Source organism: Paenibacillus sp. OK076, from assembly GCF_900110055.1.
Lineage (GTDB): Bacteria > Bacillota > Bacilli > Paenibacillales > Paenibacillaceae > Paenibacillus.
Window position 1 is genome coordinate 184935 of sequence record NZ_FOCH01000002.1, and the last position, 17286, is coordinate 202220.

The 17286-nt window shown below is 45.1% G+C and carries 17 protein-coding genes; 10 read left to right on the plus strand and 7 right to left on the minus strand.

The genetic code is table 11. The features are described from left to right. Window positions 1–165: 165 nt before the first annotated feature. Complete coding sequence (locus tag BMY78_RS19720) at window positions 166–1356, minus strand: MFS transporter (protein ID WP_090902877.1); 1191 nt, start codon at window positions 1354–1356, stop codon at window positions 166–168. A 313-nt stretch (window positions 1357–1669) separates the two neighbouring features. On the opposite strand from BMY78_RS19720, the gene BMY78_RS19725 reads away from it, so the two are divergent. Beyond that, the gene (locus tag BMY78_RS19725; RefSeq protein ID WP_090902879.1) at window positions 1670–2638 is read left to right on the plus strand and encodes an endo-1,4-beta-xylanase; all 969 of its coding nucleotides are present in this window, start codon (window positions 1670–1672) and stop codon (window positions 2636–2638) included. Between the two features lie 113 nt (window positions 2639–2751). Here BMY78_RS19725 and BMY78_RS19730 read toward each other — a convergent pair whose 3' ends face one another. After that, window positions 2752–4083 carry a glycoside hydrolase family 30 protein gene (locus BMY78_RS19730; protein ID WP_090902881.1) on the minus strand — a complete coding sequence of 444 codons (1332 nt, stop codon included), beginning with the start codon at window positions 4081–4083 and terminating at the stop codon, window positions 2752–2754. A 120-nt stretch (window positions 4084–4203) separates the two neighbouring features. On the opposite strand from BMY78_RS19730, the gene BMY78_RS19735 reads away from it, so the two are divergent. After that, complete coding sequence (locus tag BMY78_RS19735; protein WP_090902883.1) at window positions 4204–5118, plus strand: AraC family transcriptional regulator; 915 nt, start codon at window positions 4204–4206, stop codon at window positions 5116–5118. Between the two features lie 193 nt (window positions 5119–5311). Here BMY78_RS19735 and BMY78_RS19740 read toward each other — a convergent pair whose 3' ends face one another. Next, the gene (locus tag BMY78_RS19740) at window positions 5312–6832 is read right to left on the minus strand and encodes a leucine-rich repeat domain-containing protein (protein WP_090902885.1); all 1521 of its coding nucleotides are present in this window, start codon (window positions 6830–6832) and stop codon (window positions 5312–5314) included. A 343-nt stretch (window positions 6833–7175) separates the two neighbouring features. Here BMY78_RS19740 and BMY78_RS19745 point away from each other — a divergent pair, with 343 nt between their 5' ends. The 7 genes from BMY78_RS19745 to BMY78_RS19775 all read left to right on the plus strand — a co-directional run bounded on the left by BMY78_RS19745 (window position 7176) and on the right by BMY78_RS19775 (window position 13281). Beyond that, on the plus strand, window positions 7176–8066 hold the full coding sequence (locus tag BMY78_RS19745; RefSeq protein ID WP_090902887.1) for a diacylglycerol/lipid kinase family protein: 891 nt from the start codon (window positions 7176–7178) through the stop codon (window positions 8064–8066). A 174-nt stretch (window positions 8067–8240) separates the two neighbouring features. Beyond that, the gene (locus BMY78_RS19750) at window positions 8241–9158 is read left to right on the plus strand and encodes an aldo/keto reductase (RefSeq protein WP_090902889.1); all 918 of its coding nucleotides are present in this window, start codon (window positions 8241–8243) and stop codon (window positions 9156–9158) included. A 276-nt stretch (window positions 9159–9434) separates the two neighbouring features. Continuing rightward, window positions 9435–10817 (plus strand): transcriptional regulator, encoded by a 1383-nt coding sequence (locus tag BMY78_RS19755; protein ID WP_090902891.1) that lies wholly within the window; start codon window positions 9435–9437, stop codon window positions 10815–10817. A 241-nt stretch (window positions 10818–11058) separates the two neighbouring features. Then, a complete protein-coding gene (locus tag BMY78_RS19760) occupies window positions 11059–11229 on the plus strand; it encodes an aspartyl-phosphate phosphatase Spo0E family protein (RefSeq protein ID WP_090902893.1) in 171 nt (56 codons plus the stop codon). A 98-nt stretch (window positions 11230–11327) separates the two neighbouring features. Beyond that, window positions 11328–11708, plus strand: coding sequence for a GntR family transcriptional regulator (locus BMY78_RS19765; protein WP_064642001.1), 381 nt, complete (start codon window positions 11328–11330; stop codon window positions 11706–11708). Next, window positions 11705–12586, plus strand: coding sequence for an ATP-binding cassette domain-containing protein (locus BMY78_RS19770; RefSeq protein WP_090902895.1), 882 nt, complete (start codon window positions 11705–11707; stop codon window positions 12584–12586). Before BMY78_RS19765 ends, BMY78_RS19770 begins: the two co-directional genes overlap by 4 nt. Beyond that, window positions 12583–13281 carry a hypothetical protein gene (locus tag BMY78_RS19775; RefSeq protein ID WP_090902897.1) on the plus strand — a complete coding sequence of 233 codons (699 nt, stop codon included), beginning with the start codon at window positions 12583–12585 and terminating at the stop codon, window positions 13279–13281. Before BMY78_RS19770 ends, BMY78_RS19775 begins: the two co-directional genes overlap by 4 nt. Before the next feature lie 55 nt (window positions 13282–13336). On the opposite strand, the gene BMY78_RS19780 is transcribed toward BMY78_RS19775, so the two are convergent. The 4 genes from BMY78_RS19780 to BMY78_RS32605 form a co-directional block, all read right to left on the minus strand. Then, on the minus strand, window positions 13337–13852 hold the full coding sequence (locus BMY78_RS19780) for a hypothetical protein (protein WP_090902899.1): 516 nt from the start codon (window positions 13850–13852) through the stop codon (window positions 13337–13339). 199 nt (window positions 13853–14051) lie between these two features. Beyond that, window positions 14052–14825, minus strand: a complete 774-nt coding sequence (locus BMY78_RS19785) for an isocitrate lyase/PEP mutase family protein (RefSeq protein ID WP_090902901.1) — start codon at window positions 14823–14825, stop codon at window positions 14052–14054. A gap of 76 nt (window positions 14826–14901) precedes the next feature. Continuing rightward, complete coding sequence (locus BMY78_RS19790; protein ID WP_090902902.1) at window positions 14902–15948, minus strand: bifunctional transcriptional activator/DNA repair enzyme AdaA; 1047 nt, start codon at window positions 15946–15948, stop codon at window positions 14902–14904. 94 nt (window positions 15949–16042) lie between these two features. After that, a complete protein-coding gene (locus BMY78_RS32605) occupies window positions 16043–16180 on the minus strand; it encodes a hypothetical protein (protein WP_177185814.1) in 138 nt (45 codons plus the stop codon). A gap of 448 nt (window positions 16181–16628) precedes the next feature. On the opposite strand from BMY78_RS32605, the gene BMY78_RS19795 reads away from it, so the two are divergent. Then, window positions 16629–17204, plus strand: a complete 576-nt coding sequence (locus BMY78_RS19795; RefSeq protein ID WP_090902904.1) for a lysozyme — start codon at window positions 16629–16631, stop codon at window positions 17202–17204. The last annotated feature ends 82 nt before the right edge of the window (window positions 17205–17286 follow it).

Sequence of the window (17286 nt, forward strand, 5' to 3'; positions counted from 1 at the left end):
CTGTACGTATTTTTATATGTTAAACTTCTTCCTCAACAACATCCAAATCATAATTAATTGTATATGAAGCTTGGCAATTCAGTATGAGAATGTTACTGATGAAGAAGGGATTTTCTCGTTATGGAAGAGAGAGCACTTTGCTCCAGAATAACGGGGCCCTTACTCTTAAACCGTCTCTATTGAACTACGACTACGAGAGGTGAAGAATTTTATTTTGACAACGATGGTTACCCAAGCAAGCAGACCAAAGATTATTCCGCTCCAGATGACCTGATGAATTCCAAGTTGGGCAATGAACCACCCGCCAATGGAGGTGCCGAGAGTAATCCCCAGATTAGAGAAAGAGACAAAGAGACTATTTCCGAATTCAGGTGCTTCCTGAGACTCCGTCGTAAGCCAAGTTTGGCTGACAATCAGACCGCCAGAGTGAATTGCACCCCAGACGAACACCATGATAATCATCGGAATGAAATAGGAGCCTGCATAGAAAACGAGTATATAAGCCGCCATGTATAGTATCGGAAAGAGGAGAACGGTCCTCGGAATATTCCGATGCAGAAGCTGTCCGAATACCAAATTTCCGGCGATCATAATAACACCAAAGGCCAAGAGCATCACACTAATCCATGAACCGCCCATACGTGTGACTTGCCCAAGATATTCGGCGAAATAACTGTATACGGAGAACATTGCTGCAAAAATAAAAATGACAGTAGCAATATTTAGCCACAGCGCAGGTTTACGCAGAATGCCAATCTGTTTCCCATAAGACATCTTCTCTTGCACAGGCATCGAGGGCAGCCAAACCCATATCCCGACGAAAGCAATGATACTGACAACCGCTCCGAACCAAAACGCAGCCTCCAGCGAGAAGTTTTCCGCAAGGTAGGAAGTTAGGGGTACGCCAAATGCAAAGCCGGCAGTGACCCCGGTAAACACTTTAGCAACCGCCTGACTGCTCTTTTCCGGCGGGACCAGTTTGGCACCCGTGACGAGAGCAACAGAGAAGAAGACCGGATGGAAAATGGCCGGGATAATCCGAAAGATCAACATCATGTCGAATCGGGTTGTGTAGGCGTAGACTACATTCGAAATGGCGAACAATAGCACAGCAGTTAACAAAATGGTTTTACGATTGATACCAGATACAAGCAAAGTCAGGAAAGGGCCAGACACGGCAACGACTAAAGCGAAAATACTTACCAGCCATCCAGCTTGTGCAGCGGTGATATTGAATTTCTGGGTGATCAGAGGAAGCACGCCAATAATACCGATTTCTGTAGTGATGATGGCGAATACACCTAGTGCCAGAATGAGAGTGAGTAATGGATTAACCTGTTGTGATGTTGATTTCATATAAAGTGTTGACCTCCAAATTTATTTACATATATAGAAAAGTAGATATAACGAACTAAAGAAACCTCCTTACCTGTATAAAAATATATGGCCGATATAATAAGTTCTCAGGATTATATTATATCTATATTTATAGATTTGTAAATATAATAGGTTTAACTTAGTGGTTAAGCCATCATGTTAGTGCCCAACATCTATACTTTTTGAGGGACAAGCTATACTTTCTACATGGATAATTACAAATTTATCCAGTAGAATGAAATTGCAAGCGCTTACTTTACATTGCGTACTATACATTTAAAGGAGGAAGATCATGTTTAAGTCCAAGTCCAAATGGTTCAAAACGGTGAGTTCGCTCGCTTTAGTGGGTTTACTTGCTGCATCAGTAGCCGTTGGTAGTGTGAGTGCCGGTCTTGCAAAAGGCAGCAAATTTCTAGGGAATATCATCGCAAGCAGTGTACCTACCAATTTCAATCCCTACTGGAATCAGGTGACTCCCGAGAATTCAACCAAATGGGATGCGGTTGAGGGTACACGCAACGTCATGAACTGGTCTCAGGCAGACATGGCATACAATCATGCCGTCAATAATGGATTTCCTTTCAAGTTCCATACTTTGGTGTGGGGAAATCAGCAGCCTGGATGGATAAATAGTCTTTCGGCTGCTGATCAGAAAGCTGAAGTCACACAGTGGATTCAGGCGGCAGGCCAACGTTACCCCAAAGCAGCATTCGTTGATGTGGTCAATGAACCGCTGCATGCCAAGCCTTCATACCGCAATGCGATCGGTGGAGATGGAGCAACCGGCTGGGACTGGGTCATCTGGTCTTTCCAACAAGCGAGACAAGCCTTTCCAAACGCCAAATTGCTGATCAACGAATACGGCATCATCGGTGATCCGGCTAAAGCGGATCAATATATACAGATTATCAATATCCTGAAAAGCAGAGGTCTTGTCGATGGCATTGGTATTCAGGCCCATTACTTTAACATGGATAACGTTTCCGTAAGCACAATGAATACGGTATTGAACAAGCTGGCTGCGACCGGTCTGCCGATTTATGTATCCGAACTGGACATGACGGGCGATGACAATACCCAATTACAACGTTATCAACAGAAATTCCCTGTACTATGGCAGCATTCCGCTGTTAAAGGTGTAACACTGTGGGGCTATAACCAGAATCAAACCTGGGTATCCGGTTCTCACTTGGTGAACAGCAACGGTACAGAGCGTCCAGCGCTCCAATGGTTGAGAAACTACCTTGCGAACAATCCGTAAGCTGTTATAATCACGCTCATCTGTTATCACTTGTATCCAAAAAATAGCGCCTGTTCCGCAGATCAAGCAGCGGAGCAGAGCGCTATTTCTTACTCATCATGTCCTGTCTACGATTAAGAAATGACAATACTGTTGAAGGAATCAGCCTCCAGCTCGAACCGGAGTGTCTGCCCTTCATATGCCAAATGCAGATCACGGTTGTCCTTGAACGGATTGTTGATGACAATGACGAGACTATTGTCAGGGTTGCGGAAAGCCACGGCTTTGCCGCTCCAGGCTCCAGACAGTCCTACTCTTCGCGCACCAGGCACGACATCATGAGCAAAATGCTTCATCACATAATACTCGGGATTCCGAATGATTCCTTTGGCATCCGGGTCTACCGTAATCATGGAGTTTTGCTCCCACCCCCATGTGCTGCGGCCTTTCGGCTCCAGAACCATATTCCAGTAAATGTACGCATTCACTCCATTGCTGAAATAGTGCTGGTACAGGTTAAATACATACTTGGCGTAGTTCCACGAGTTGTTGCCGTCACCGCACTCATTCTCGGTCTGCATGTAACGAAGCTCCGGGTAGCTCGCGGCTGTACGTTGGATGGCATTTTTGCCTGCCCACTGATAACCAACTCCCTTGATATAGGCGTACGCTTTGGGATCACTAAGCACCAGTCCGGCATATTCGTCAAAATCATTTGTTTTCTTCTTGATCAATTCTTCCCATGGATCAGGTGCGTTGATCGTTCCCAGCCAGATTTCCGTATCTAGACCATGCTGGTCAAAAGCAGGGCCCAGGTAGTCGGCGATAAACTCGCGCAGCTGCTCCCCGGTCCACATGCAGGAAGGGAATTTCTGATCCGCGATGACTTCGTTCTGTACATGGACCTGATGGATGGTAATGCCAGCGTCCTGGTAAGCTTGTACGAATTTGACGAAATACAGCGCATAAGCTTCCAGGATCTCCTTCTCCCAGCGCAGCGTTCCATAGTTATAGGCTTTTGGTGACTTCATCCAGGTAGGCGGGCTCCACGGGGAGGCGAAGAATTGCAGATTCGGATTATAGGTCAGGGCCTCTTTGATGTATGGAATCAGATATTTAAAATCACGTTCGATCGAAAAATGTTCCATGGCCACATCGCCGTCCACCTCATTGTGACTGTACCATTGCTCTGCATAATCACTCGCGCCAATAGGCAGGCGACAGATGTTGAATTTATGTTCACCTTCCGGGTGGAAGAGGGAATGAAATACGTCATGACGCTGCTCCTCATTCAAGTGGGACAGGGCAATATAACCAAGCTCGTTAAAGCAACCGCCAAATCCTTCGACAAGCTGATGCTGTTCACCTGTGAGCTTTAAGTTAGCGTCTTCATTTGTAGTTGTATAAGAGATCTCTTTCCACGCATGATCTGGTGTAGTGGAATAACCGTGTATTGTCAGGGACATTGGAATTTCCTCCTCGCTTGAATCTCAGGTATGATGTACAGTCAGTATATCAAGTCTCATTGCAAAAGAAGATACGCTGAACCGCGTAAAATTTGCCCTAATCCAAGGTGGTGAGAATCCATGATTATTCCTGAACCATACCGTTCTTATCTATCTCCGGAGAGCCGATGGCTACCTGCGACGGACTGGAACGTTAAGCTGTTTGGTGCTCACATGCAGAAGGTGAAGCAGGGCTGGCAAGTACCGCTGGAATCGCATTTGGCCTTTGAATTGATACTGATTCTGGAAGGATCGCAGACGACGATATTGGAGAACATCCGTTATGAGCTCCAAGCAGGAGATATATTGCTTATCCCGCCTGGATGCAAACATACCAATGAATGCAATCAGGAGCAGGGGCTGACCTACTTTATTGCCCATTTCAATGTAGATGAGGTTCTGTTTCGCCAGGAGATGAGTAGACATGTGCAGATGTTGTTTCCATGTGGCGGCGAGGAGAATCAGCGATTAACGGAAGTCATGATGAAATGGGTGGATCTGCTTCAGCACAAAGAAGAGTATACAACATCAGATCTGTTCCGTATGCAGGCTGGTTTGCTGGAGATTTTGGCGATATTGGCAGAGCAAAGTTCCTCCCGTTCCCAAGAAGCCGTATCGCCTACTGTGGCGCACTATGCAACACTGATTGCCGAGAAAATCAAAAGCCGTTTCAATGCCGGGAATATCCAGCGGGAAGGGCTGGGGGATAAGGAGATTCGGATTGAAGAGATTGCGGCCTCGCTTCAAATCAGCCCTGGATATGCACTGGAGACATTTCAGAAAGTATACGGCATCTCTCCGCGCAGATATTTGTCTGAACTGAAGCTCCACGAGGCCAAGCAGCTGATACACCAGCCTGATCTTAACCTCACTCGGGTAGCCACCATGCTTGGATATTCCAGTCTTGCGCATTTCAGTCGGCAGTTCAGGCGATGGACTGGCATGAGTCCCAGTGAATACAGACAGACCCTGGGCAGCATCCGTTTTTTCGATTAAACAATCGCTATTACGCCAATCCCATTCCTGCCAGCTCGTATCCAGTTTATGCTCATCAAAAATCCCCGCTGATGTTCAGACGGGGACTTCGCTGTGCATGAAACAGTCTTCATAATGGCATATGAATTGAATTGGAATTGTGCATTAAGAAAAGTTGAGATAAGTGCCTGATGCTCGATTATGAATGGCTTAATTAAGATTGTACATTCTCGGCCTGCGCTTTGATTTCGAAGATCAGAATTGTTTTGCTGCTTCCGATATACGCAACCGTCGTATTGAATTGCTCCGAAATAAAACGTACCGGGACAAACGCCTTTCCATCCTTCATCAAAAGGGGGGCATCGTTTATCGCAAGCGTATCGTCTACAAGCACCTGTTTGTTGCCCACAGTCCACCGAACCACAGTACCATTCTGCTCAATCTGAACCTCCTGTGTATCCGGATTCCAGTTCACGCTGGCATTCAATTGCTCGGAGACAAACCGGAGCGGTACATAGGTCCGTCCTTCATCGATAAAAGGTGCAGCCTCCAGTGCGTAAGCACGATCCCCGACATAGGCCGTGGTAGAGCCTTCAACAAGCCGCTGAAAGTTGCCCTGTGGAGTACGTTTCTGCTCCCGTACATTCATCTGGTTTAGCAGGCGCATCGTGTCACTGCCGCTCGCAACATCCAGATAATTATTTTGCACTGTGAGTCCAGCAGGTTCCGGTTCAGAGACCGAGGTCAGCGTACCGGAGGATGAGGAAGTGGAAGCCGAGATATCCGTTATGGTATTCGTATTCGCAGAGCTGTTTCTTGTAAAAGTAAAACCGGCAATCGGTGTCAGATCCCACACCCGGTTATTGGACAGTTTCAGTACTTCCAGCTTGGACAGCTGGTGTAACGGCTCCAGATCATAGATCTGATTGGACTCCGCATTCAGTTCTTTCAACCCTACCAGGTCTTCCAAGGGTGCCAGATGCTCAACCTGATTCCCGGAGAAGTCCAGCGCCTGCAGGCGTGTCATATGCTCCAAGGGCATCAGATCGGAGATCTCGTTACCTGCCACATTTAGCTTCTGAAGTGTATTTGGCAGATCAGCCAGTACATCCAGTGTATGAATGTGGTTGTTGGCCACATTGAGCTGTTTCAGATTTCTTTTATCCGCGAGTGGTGTCAGGTCGGTTATCGCATTGTTCGAGATTTCGAGCCATTGAAGATGATCTGCATCCGACAGTGCGGAGAGACTGGTAATCTGGTTACCGCTGGCGTGAAACGTATGTAGTCGGTTAAATCCACGTAAAACTTCTATGGAAGAAATGGAATTATTGCTGATATACAGCCGTCCCAGGTCTTTCAAATCAGCCAGTGCATCAATCGATGTAATGTAATTATTGCGAACGTCAACCTCGCGAAGCTGAGTCAGATGCGCCAGCGGTGTTAGGTCATCAATCTCATTGCCATATAACCGGAGGTGAGTCAGATTCGTGGCGTATTCCAGACCGGACAGGCTTTGAATGCCTGCATTGCTCAGATCCACCACCTTCAACTGCTCCAGATCGGAGGAGGTCAGAGGGGAATCTACCGGTTTGTTCAGGATCAGCTTCAGTCCATTCTCCAGTGCAGGATCTTTGATGATTCCTTCGCCCAAGTCTGCTGTGTTATAGGCCATCGCTTGCCCAGCCGCCCCGAGACTCAGGATGAAGACTAGAAATAGTAGAGTCATTCTTCTCATTGCATGAATTCCCTCCGATTCCGATTTTGAGGATAGGTAAGTGTACCGTTCTTATGTACTTTGTGAGTACCAATTTATGTCGATAAAATATTATAGTTACGATATGGATAGATAGAATAGAAAAACACATCTATAGTTATTAACCCATCATCAGGCAAAAGGAACAAGAAATTCATGACAGGCAGAACATCTACTTCTATTCTATATGATACAAACCCCATACTGCACTCTTCCAGCCATCTTTTTCAAAAAAATTTGTACAACTCCCCCAGATGCTATTCAACTCCATGGCAGAAAGGGTATAGATGAAGTAAGAATGCCATTTGGAGGAGAAGATGCAGGTATGCGCCAAGCCATGATCATTAGTAATCCATCGTCGGGTAAAGAAGAGGCTCAGCAATATGTGTCCCAGGTACAAGAAATTCTTGAATCACAGCAGTATGAAGTGGTGGTTAATGAGACGGCCGGTGAGGGAGATGCGACCAACTACTGTCTAAGTGCCTGCAAAGATGGCTGTGATCTCGTCATTTCCATCGGAGGGGATGGGACGCTGCATGAGACGATCAACGGCATGATGGATCAGGAACATCGTCCCAGACTGGGTGTGGTGCCGCTGGGTACGGTGAATGATTTTGCGCGTGCGCTGAATATCTCGCTTGATCCGGAGGAAGCCATTCGGCAGTTGCGTTCGGAGCAGATCCATAAGGTGGATCTTGGTAAAATCAATGATCGTCTGTTTGCCAACGTGGTGGCAGCCGGCTCATTGGCAGAGGCGTTGTTCTCGGTATCCTCGGAAGAGAAGTCGAAGCTGGGTTCCTTCGCTTATTTGAAAGAAGGATTGAAAGATCTAATGAATACACCGGCCAAGCCACTCACGATTGAGTATGACGGGCAGTTCTGGGAAGGGGAGTCTCCACTTTTTCTCGCGGCACTGACCAATTCGGTTGGAGGTTTTGAGAAATTGTCCCCGGAAGCAGCGGTGGATGATGGGTTAATTCATTGTTTTGTGATCCGCAGCATGAATGTCTTTAATACGGTAACACTCGGAACGTCCCTGTTGTTTGGCAATCTGATGAACCATAAGGATGTTGATTATTTTACGGCAAAAGAAGTTCACGTCCGTTCTACAGAAGCCATTCACACAAATGTGGATGGAGAAGAAGGGCCTTCTCTGCCCATTCAAATCAGTGTATTGCCTCGGCATATTGATGTGATAGTTCCGGAAGAAGTATAGGTGGGTGAACGATGCAGAAAAAAACCTCCATTATTCCATATAAGAATTCTAAAATGCCATTGAAACCGATTGCAGTTCTGTGTCACAATCATAGACGGAAGACAAGTATATACTAGTTGGCAGTGATCATAAGAATGAATGCACGATACTATTCGAATATGGAGGGAAATCATCTTGAGAACAATTAAACTTGGCAGCAGCGCACTCGAAATACCGGTTGTAGCCGTTGGCTGCATGCGAATTAATTCATTAAGCAGCAAAGAAGCTGAACATTTTGTTCATTCCGCCATGGAAGCAGGCGCGAACTTCTTCGATCATGCTGATATTTATGGAAACGGAGCGTGTGAGGAGATCTTTGCAGAGGCTGTGCAGATGAATCCCCAGGTTCGTGAAAATATGATTCTTCAGTCCAAATGCGGTATCCGCAAAGGCATGTTTGATTTCTCGAAAGAGCACATCTTGAATTCGGTGGATGGCATTCTGCAACGCTTGAAAACCGATTACCTGGACGTTCTGTTGCTGCATCGCCCGGATACATTGGTTGAGCCAGAAGAAGTGGCTGAAGCCTTTGACCAACTGGAACGTGAAGGCAAAGTGCGTCACTTCGGGGTATCCAACCAGAATCCGAACCAGATCGAACTGTTGAAAAAATACGTTAAACAGCCACTGGTAGCCAACCAGCTGCAGTTGAGTATTACCAATACCACGATGATTGACAGTGGAATCAACGTAAATATGGAGAACGATGCCGCGGTCAACCGTGATGGCGGAATTCTTGATTATTGTCGCCTGCACGATATCACGATTCAACCATGGTCCCCGTTCCAATACGGGTTCTTCGAAGGCGTATTCCTGGGTAGCGACAAGTTCCCGGAACTGAATGCGAAGATCGATGAAATTGCTGCAAAATATGAAGTGAGCAACACGACCATCGCAATTGCTTGGTTGCTGCGTCACCCGGCGCAAATGCAGCCCGTGACAGGTACGATGAATATCCAGCGTTTGCAGGATTGCATCAAAGCTGGTGATGTTCACCTTACACGCCAAGAGTGGTACGAAATTTATCGTGCAGCTGGCAATGTGCTGCCTTAAACTAATATCATTACCATAGCAGGATGATCTGCTGTATTGCATGTAAAACACGAGCGTATATGCCGCTCGTGTTTTTATTTTATCCTTTATTTGATGCTTATTCGTTCCCGGTATAAAATAAGGATAGGGCCTTTAATTTAACAAAAGGATTTTTTTGTAATTAATACAAATTAGTTGAATTTATTTTATTGACCCTTGCTTAATTATTACATATAATTACTTTTGCATACCGTTAATCCTGTTTATGGTTTTTTTATTTTGGAGGGTGGTGTTAGTTTGGAGCCGACAACCACGATACGCGATCATTTAGAGAGTTATCTGAAGCGTGAGCAGATGTCCATTAGTCTTTTTTCGGAAACGTCAGGAATTAACTCGGGTACACTGAGCAATATTTTGAACAAGAATCGTCCGATTGCGATGCAGCAGCTGGATCGAATCACTTCAGCTATGAGACTTGAAGAAGGTTACTTCTATGAATTGTACATAGATGAGTGTTTTGTCCATGCTGCTCCTGACTGGCGAAGACTGGGTCCATTCCTTCATCGTTGTGCTGAGTTGAATAAATTGAACTGTATTGAAGAGGTTATTCGGTTAATGATGGATAATCTGTCTTATATTCCTTTGTTATTTGATCTGGCTGAAGAATTCTACCATGCAGGTAAATTCGAACCAGCCGTTCTACTATATGAAACGATAGCCGAAAGTGAGAAAATGCAACACTCTGAACGGCTTGCACTATGTCAGTATCGACTATTCAGATTGGGGCTGAGCAATGATCAGCAACGAAATCTAATCATTGCGGCCCAATTCGAATACTATGTGGATCGGCTGGATGAACGCTATCAACTGGATGCGCTTAATGAACTGATCAATGCCTTTGGTGCCTTGCACAGATGGAATAAAGTTCAGGAGCTGTCCGAGAAGCTAAGGGTGAAAGCAACCATCCATTATGAGCTCAATGGGAGAAGGAAACAGGAAGAAACCAAAAGACCGATTGTGTTTTACATTCTGTATTCTTATTTGGCTTCAGGTAGTGCGTGCTATCAACTTAAAGACTATCCAGGCGCGCTTAAATATGTTTCTTTATACACGGACAACAGTTGGGTGAAGAACCCTAATCAAGACGAAATGGTAGTTATGAATCAGTTTCAGGAATGGGCTGAGGGCAACCGTTATATATATCAATTAATGAGCGGACAGTTTGATGTATTGCCTGAATATTTGAATTACATCTCAACAAAAGAAAATGAAATTTTCCCGGCGCTTTGTGATATTGTGACTGCTGCCAATCGCTATGATAAAAATATTGATGATGTGCTCGAACAGTATGAATCATACTTTACGTACCAGGAACAGAGCAACCGAATTGGAAAGGTCAGCAGACAGGTTACAGATGATCGATATCTACGTCTTTTAGCAGATCTCGCTGCGTATTATCTAAAGAAAGACGAGTATTTCACAGGAATACAATTTGTTCTGGATAGTTTGCGATTCTCTATTGAAATTAGCAGTGGACGAGGTATGCTTAGAGGTGTCGGACTGTTTGAGCAATATAGGGAGTTTGCAACTGAGACGGCGAAACAGCAATACAAATTGATCATTAGTGAGGTGCAGAAACTCAATGAAGAGAAAGTTGGCTTTGCTGATAGCTACATGTAGTATTATTATTTACATTGTAGCTCCTGCTACGGAACCTGTCTCAGGCAAGGAAGTTCCAGACCCCGGAATTATGAGAACTGCTGACCACGGATTCGGAACTTAAAAAATTGGTAAGGGACGCTTCTGAATATTCATTCAGAGGCGTCTTTTTTTTCGTCTGGTGGAAAAATAAGTATGTCGTACCCCTTGCGGCCTATCGATTGGCATAATAAACTAAAATATGACAAAAAGGAGGGGTACTATGGATTGCCTGGAGTTAATGTCACAGATCGAAGAAGCCAGACAACAGCTTCACCGCTTGCAGTCGGAATACGGCAGTCTGCTTCATCCTGAAGTCATCCAGCAATCTGTAGTTCTGGACGGTCTTATTAATCAATACAATCGAGTCAAAATGAAAAAGTTGATTAATTAGTGGCTCGCCTATTTACATATGGGTTTCCGTGTACTATAGTTAGTTACATAAGTAACTAACCGACTAACTAATTAACGATGGACGAAAGTTGGAATCGCATGAAATCGAATTTGGATGAATCTCAGCCCATTTTTCATCAAATATCCATGATGATCATGGATGACATTGTAGACGGCAGATTGAAGGTGGAGGAACAGGTCCCTTCAACCAATGAACTCTCTCGCTTTTACAATATTAATCCAGCCACGGCACGCAAAGGGCTTCAAACGCTCGTGGACAAAGGTATCATTTACAAACAGCGAGGTGTTGGAATGTTTGTTGCGAAGGGAGCCAGGGAAGCGTTGCTTGTTGAGCGAAAACAGCATTTCTACGAGGAATATATTAAGCCTTTACTTGAAGAGGCCAGACGGATTCACATGAATGAGGACATGATTATTGATTTGATCCGCGGCAAGAAGGATAAGGAGAGTGAGTTATGATTCAGATCGATCAGATGAACTACAGTTATCAGAAAACAAAAACGCCAGTTCTGAACAACGTTACTTTGCATGAGAGTGAGCCGATTATTAGTGCATTGTGGGGCAGAAATGGTGCAGGCAAAACAACCCTGATGAGTCTGCTCGCAGGCCATAACCGGCCTGATGCTGGAACCATCCAAGTGATGGGGCAGGACCCGTACAACAATTTGGCTGCGCAGGAGAATCTGTGTTATATCCAGGAGAACCATCCCCTGGGCAGAAATTGGACGATCAATGACATGGTTCGATTCGGTCAATACTTCCATCCTCAGTGGAATCAGGATCTTGCTGAGCAACTAATCGACATGTTCGAATTACCAGTGAAGAAGAAGATCACCAAATTCTCAAAAGGCATGAAGACCGCAGCTCAGATGATATTGGGTCTTGCCAGTAACGCAAGAGTAACGATTCTGGATGAGCCCACCAATGGACTTGATGCTGAGAAACGTAAATATTTCTACAATACTTTACTGGAGACTTATGAAGAGAACCCGCGTCTAATTCTAATATCAAGCCATCATATTGAGGAGATTCAGCCTTTATGTGAGTCCCTCATCGTTCTGCAAGCCGGCGAAGTGTTGTTTAATCAGCCGATGGAAGAGATACGCGAAAAAGGAGTTCTTCTAACAGGGAGAATTGAAGATGTCAATCGAGTCACCGCAGACGTGAAGGTCATAGAATCTTCCCAGATGGGATCTACCTTGAAAGTGATGATTGATGAGCCATACTCGAAAACGTGGAAGGACATCGCACATACGCAGGGGCTTTCCATGGAGAAGGCAACATTACAGGATTATTTGGTCAACAGGACGCGTAATCAGGAGGGGATTAAGCGATGAACTCGGTGAATGGTACGAATCGGCTGATTCTGGATGATATGCGCTGGTATTTAATGATTTTCTCGTCAATTACACTCATGCTTACAGTTGTCTATCTGGCCATTGGATTCATCTTTGATGTGACGTATACTACTCAACTATTTGGTCCAATGTACGGAGGAATCTGTGCTTTTGCGGTCGCGGGCATCATCACCTTGTTTCCAGTTGCCATAGGTATGGGTAGTACACGAATACAGTTTATGAAATCCTTTTATATCATTTCGATATGGATGGTCGTAGGAACCATTACGATACTGAATGTCATCTATTTCATTATGCATCTTCTCCATGAATATGGGACGCTTGGGGTAACCTTTTATCAACCAGGCATGCTGTACTCAAGTCAATATCAATTTTTCTCTTATCTGTGGATCGATCTGATGATTGGCTTTCTGGTGCTGGGGTTATCCATCTTCTCAACTGTTTGTTGGATTAGATTGGGGATGCGCAATTTTTTCGTCCTGTTCTTTGGGGTTAGCTTAATCGTCACGCTGGTAATTGTTCTATCAGATCTGAGCACGTGGGTCCAGTGGTTTACGAATGTCAATTTTATCGCATTGTTCACCGCACTGGGAGTCATTGGAGGTGCTTTGCTTCTGAGCACGTACCCGATGATGAAGAATGCGCCGCTTACAATGAAAGGCAGAAAAGACTGATCAGATCAGAAAAACACGAGTGCGTACATACACGCCTCGTGTTTTTTTGTATGAGTTAAGCTTGAGCTTGGGGTTTGAATCCTTCTTCTTTGAGATATTCGCCCGCTTCGCTACGAGATTCGAAAGCCATATCCAGATTAAGACCAGAATACACATACCACATGTCATCTTCATATTTCAAAGTAAGTGTATGTCCATCCTCATCGATCCATGTTCCGCCGCCAGTAGAGGTTGTAGCTAATGTAGGAGCAGTTTTTGCTGGTTCTGGTTCTTTTGATTCTACTGCGTTGGGATTGGTTGACATCGCTTTGATTGTCTCATCTAACAGCGTACGTAGATCTGCTTCGGAGTAATCACGAATATTGACGAATCCTCTATCATCGGTCTCATAGTTGGGCAGCAGCCCTGCATAGATATAACCGTTACCGTTAGGATGAATATGGAGAGCAACAATCTTTTTCTCGTACGCACTTTCTTCGTAGTGGAAATTAACACGGCCGAGAGAAACATCTTTGCGTTGCAGTTGGGGATACGATTGGAGCAATTCAAGCTTTTGTTCAACGTTAAGCATATTTTCCTCCTGTTAGTGTTGGGTAGTGGTGATTATAACATACATAGGTGAAAAGATAAGCATCAAAAAACAGGCGCAGTCTAGCACCTGTTTGAGGATTCACATCATAGATGATGCTTATAATAGTGCTTTTATTGAAATCGTGAGAAAGTACGCCTCCCTCTGGTGAAAAATGAGAAGCGCGCCTCGTGTTAATTTCTTAATTTCCACATAGAATACTTTGCCCCAGTGCTTTCAGGTGTTTTATTGCTTGCAGATAAGGATAAGGCCCATAACTTACGCGTGCTACACCCAGCACGGCAAGTTGTTTCGGTGAAGGCTCAGGGGATGTAACCATCACGTTGACCGGAAGCGACGAATGCTCACACAATTGCTGAATCAGTTGTCGATCCTGTAAGCCTGGAACGAACAGACCACTGGCGCCTGCTTCTGCATAAGCCTTGGAACGAATAAGTGCTTCTTCCAGGAGAACATGATTGTGTCGTTCAGGAGCATTTTGCAAAAAGATATCTGTGCGGGCGTTAATGAACAGCGGAATGCCTGCCTGCTCCGCAGCTTCCCTGGCAGCCGACAGTCTCAGACTTTGCTCATCCACAGCGTACAGTCCCGCGCCAGTGGGAAGCTGATCCTCGATATTGATTCCTACCGCACCGTGATGGATTACTTGGCTCACATTTCCCCTCACTTCTGACGCAAACCTGCCATACCCTCCCTCAATATCGATCGTTACGGGCAAATCCACACTCGCTGTAATCCTGGCCAGGTTGTCCAGTACCAGCTGGAATGGCATCGCTTCGCCATCTTGTTCACCGTGGGCAGCAGCTACAGACCAACTGCCAGTAGCGATTGCTGTTGCTCCAGCAGATTGGATGGCGAGTGCACTCCCGGCATCCCATACATTGACCAGCACCAATGGATTACCTTTCACATGGGATTGGTGGAATAACGCCGCCTTTTCTTGTAGGGTACTCATAAGATTTATCTCCTCCGTTACATAGCTGTAATCCTCTTCATACCACTTGCCGTTCTTCTCTTATCTCTTGAGTTATTCAGGTATCCTGCTTCTCGTGAGTCAAAAGCCAGTTTTTGCGTGTCAGGCCTCCTCCGTATCCACCCAGTTCACCGCTGGCATTGATCACACGGTGACATGGAATAACAATGGCCAGTTGATTGGCTCCGTTGGCCTGTGCTACCGCTCGACAAGCTGTGGGTTTACCCAATGCATTCGCGATATCCTGATATGATCTTGTCTCCCCCGGTGGGATCGCAATCAATTGCTCCCATACACTCTTCTGGAATGGTGTTCCTAACCAGAACAACGGGGTGTGGAATACAGTTAGCGTGCCTTCAAAATACTGCGCAAGTTCCCGTTCGATTGAACGAATCGGTTCGTTTACTCCAGGTACAATGGCTGACTTCGTCCGTTTGCGCAATCGTTCCACCTCACGCTCCAGTCCTCTGCGATCTACGAATTCGAGCAGATATAATGCTTTCTCATCGGCTACAGCCATCATGGGTCCAAGGCGTGTGTCGATCCAGGAGGCCTTCAAGACATGTTCTTCATCTACTTGTGTAGGTGCTGCGCCCATGATTCGCGAGAAGGCATCCCGGAACCCGCTGCCGGACTCGTAACCGGTGGACAGCTGGGCATCAATGACCGTGCGACCGGAGCGAATATTTTTCAGAGCCAGTCCCATACGGCGGGCACGGGCATACTCCACAAAGGTCATGCCAAATCGCTTCTTAAACTGACGTCTGGCCGTGGATTCGTCGATGGATAATGCCTTGAAATCCTGGCCTTTCCAGCGTTTCTCCGGATGGTTCTCCACGGCTTCCACCAATACGCGGACCACATCAGATACCTGATTGGGATGAGATAACGGGCGGCAGCGCTGGCAAGGGCGATACGAAGCAAGCAGTGCCTGCTGCGCCGTCTCATAGAATTCGCAATTTTCGAATTTTGGCTTTCGGGCGGGGCATGTAGGCCGGCAGAATACCCCCGTGGTCTTGACCCCGACATAGAATAGACCTTCGTATTCCGAATCCTTGGCAACCAGAGCCTGATAGTATTGTTCTTTCAGTTCAGCAGAAATCATTGGGCGCACGTCCTTATATCAGTAGAGTTTATCCTTGTTAATATTATAAAAAAACGATGCACAGGGCATCGCCGAAAATCAGGCATGAATATTTTTATTTCTTCAATACTTCCTTATATTCGCTCGTCCAGTCCAGTTTACCAGAAAGATCCCCAGGAATATGCGCATAGCCCACCCATATAGACGTAATTCCGAATAACTTCGCCAAAAAGCAGCCAGCCGGATAAGACACCGATTGCCCCACCTGCGGCACAACAACTTTTTAAAGGATAATGTTCACTATTTGACAGGGCGAAAAAAATATCTGATCTAAGCGATGTCATTAATGCCTTGTCCGAACTTTTAGTACAAGCACAGCAACACCACGATCAGGAGGCAACATTACATATCCTAGAATCTTTTATACCAAAGATCAAAGCCTCCTTGCGACAAGTCCCCCCGATCATCGAGATGATTTAAGACAGGAACTCTATGTCAAAATGATTGAGGTGATACAGACTTTCGATACTAGTGAATTGAAATAAAATTTGGAGCGTGGTTGTAAAAAAAGAGACTCATTTCTCTTTATATATATGTGAAGGCGATACGGCATTGCAGAAAACTTGGGAATGGTTGTTCTGGCTATGATTCCTCCTTATTGCTCTCATAACTAATAAAAATAACTTTAGGAGTGATTTATTATGGCAAATCTAAGCGCTAATGGAGCAACTTTTATGAAAGGGCATGAGGGACTTAACTTAAAATTCTATGCCGATCCAAAAGGTTTTCCAACAGTTGGATATGGACATCTGATAACAAAGTCTAAAACATACACAAAAAATACAACTTTAACCCAGGCACAAGCTGATGCTCTATCTAAATCTTTGGGACTCAGTTATACTTCTCCAATTACTCAATCTCAGGCAAATACATTCTTTACCAATGATACTGCAAGTGCTGTAGCAGCAGTAAATAATGTAACCCTTCCTGCAGGTATGTCTCTTTCACAAAATCAGTTTGATGCACTTGTTTCGCTCACTTTTAATGCAGGTGCTGGGGTGCTCAATACCAATGACGTAAAAAGTCTGCTTGCGTACAAGCTAATCTATTCATCTTTTCAAGGTCCACGTTCTCAAACAGAACTTGATAATTGTTCAAAATTAGTAAGCAAAGCATTTTCATATGATATAAATTTGCAAAGACGAAGAAATGAAGAAGCAGAACTATTTTGTAAAGGCTCGGGTTATACTCATAAATATCCAGTATATACACTATAGTTCAATCGGTTTACGGCATAAACAAGAAAGGTCAGCCTAAAGAGGCTGACCTTTCTTGTTTTGAAAATATAACCTTAATTCA

Bases quoted from the DNA above. Each gene is read 5' to 3' on its own strand.
- BMY78_RS19730 (WP_090902881.1), bottom strand. From the start codon at position 4,083: ATGTCCCTGACAATACACGGTTATTCCACTACACCAGATCATGCGTGG.
- BMY78_RS19720 (WP_090902877.1), bottom strand. From the start codon at position 1,356: ATGAAATCAACATCACAACAGGTTAATCCATTACTCACTCTCATTCTG.
- BMY78_RS19745 (WP_090902887.1), top strand. From the start codon at position 7,176: ATGCGCCAAGCCATGATCATTAGTAATCCATCGTCGGGTAAAGAAGAG.
- BMY78_RS19770 (WP_090902895.1), top strand. From the start codon at position 11,705: ATGATTCAGATCGATCAGATGAACTACAGTTATCAGAAAACAAAAACG.
- BMY78_RS19725 (WP_090902879.1), top strand. From the start codon at position 1,670: ATGTTTAAGTCCAAGTCCAAATGGTTCAAAACGGTGAGTTCGCTCGCT.
- BMY78_RS19790 (WP_090902902.1), bottom strand. From the start codon at position 15,948: ATGATTTCTGCTGAACTGAAAGAACAATACTATCAGGCTCTGGTTGCC.
- BMY78_RS19740 (WP_090902885.1), bottom strand. From the start codon at position 6,832: ATGAGAAGAATGACTCTACTATTTCTAGTCTTCATCCTGAGTCTCGGG.
- BMY78_RS19735 (WP_090902883.1), top strand. From the start codon at position 4,204: ATGATTATTCCTGAACCATACCGTTCTTATCTATCTCCGGAGAGCCGA.
- BMY78_RS19795 (WP_090902904.1), top strand. From the start codon at position 16,629: ATGGCAAATCTAAGCGCTAATGGAGCAACTTTTATGAAAGGGCATGAG.
- BMY78_RS19785 (WP_090902901.1), bottom strand. From the start codon at position 14,825: ATGAGTACCCTACAAGAAAAGGCGGCGTTATTCCACCAATCCCATGTG.
- BMY78_RS19760 (WP_090902893.1), top strand. From the start codon at position 11,059: ATGGATTGCCTGGAGTTAATGTCACAGATCGAAGAAGCCAGACAACAG.
- BMY78_RS19775 (WP_090902897.1), top strand. From the start codon at position 12,583: ATGAACTCGGTGAATGGTACGAATCGGCTGATTCTGGATGATATGCGC.
- BMY78_RS19780 (WP_090902899.1), bottom strand. From the start codon at position 13,852: ATGCTTAACGTTGAACAAAAGCTTGAATTGCTCCAATCGTATCCCCAA.
- BMY78_RS19765 (WP_064642001.1), top strand. From the start codon at position 11,328: ATGAAATCGAATTTGGATGAATCTCAGCCCATTTTTCATCAAATATCC.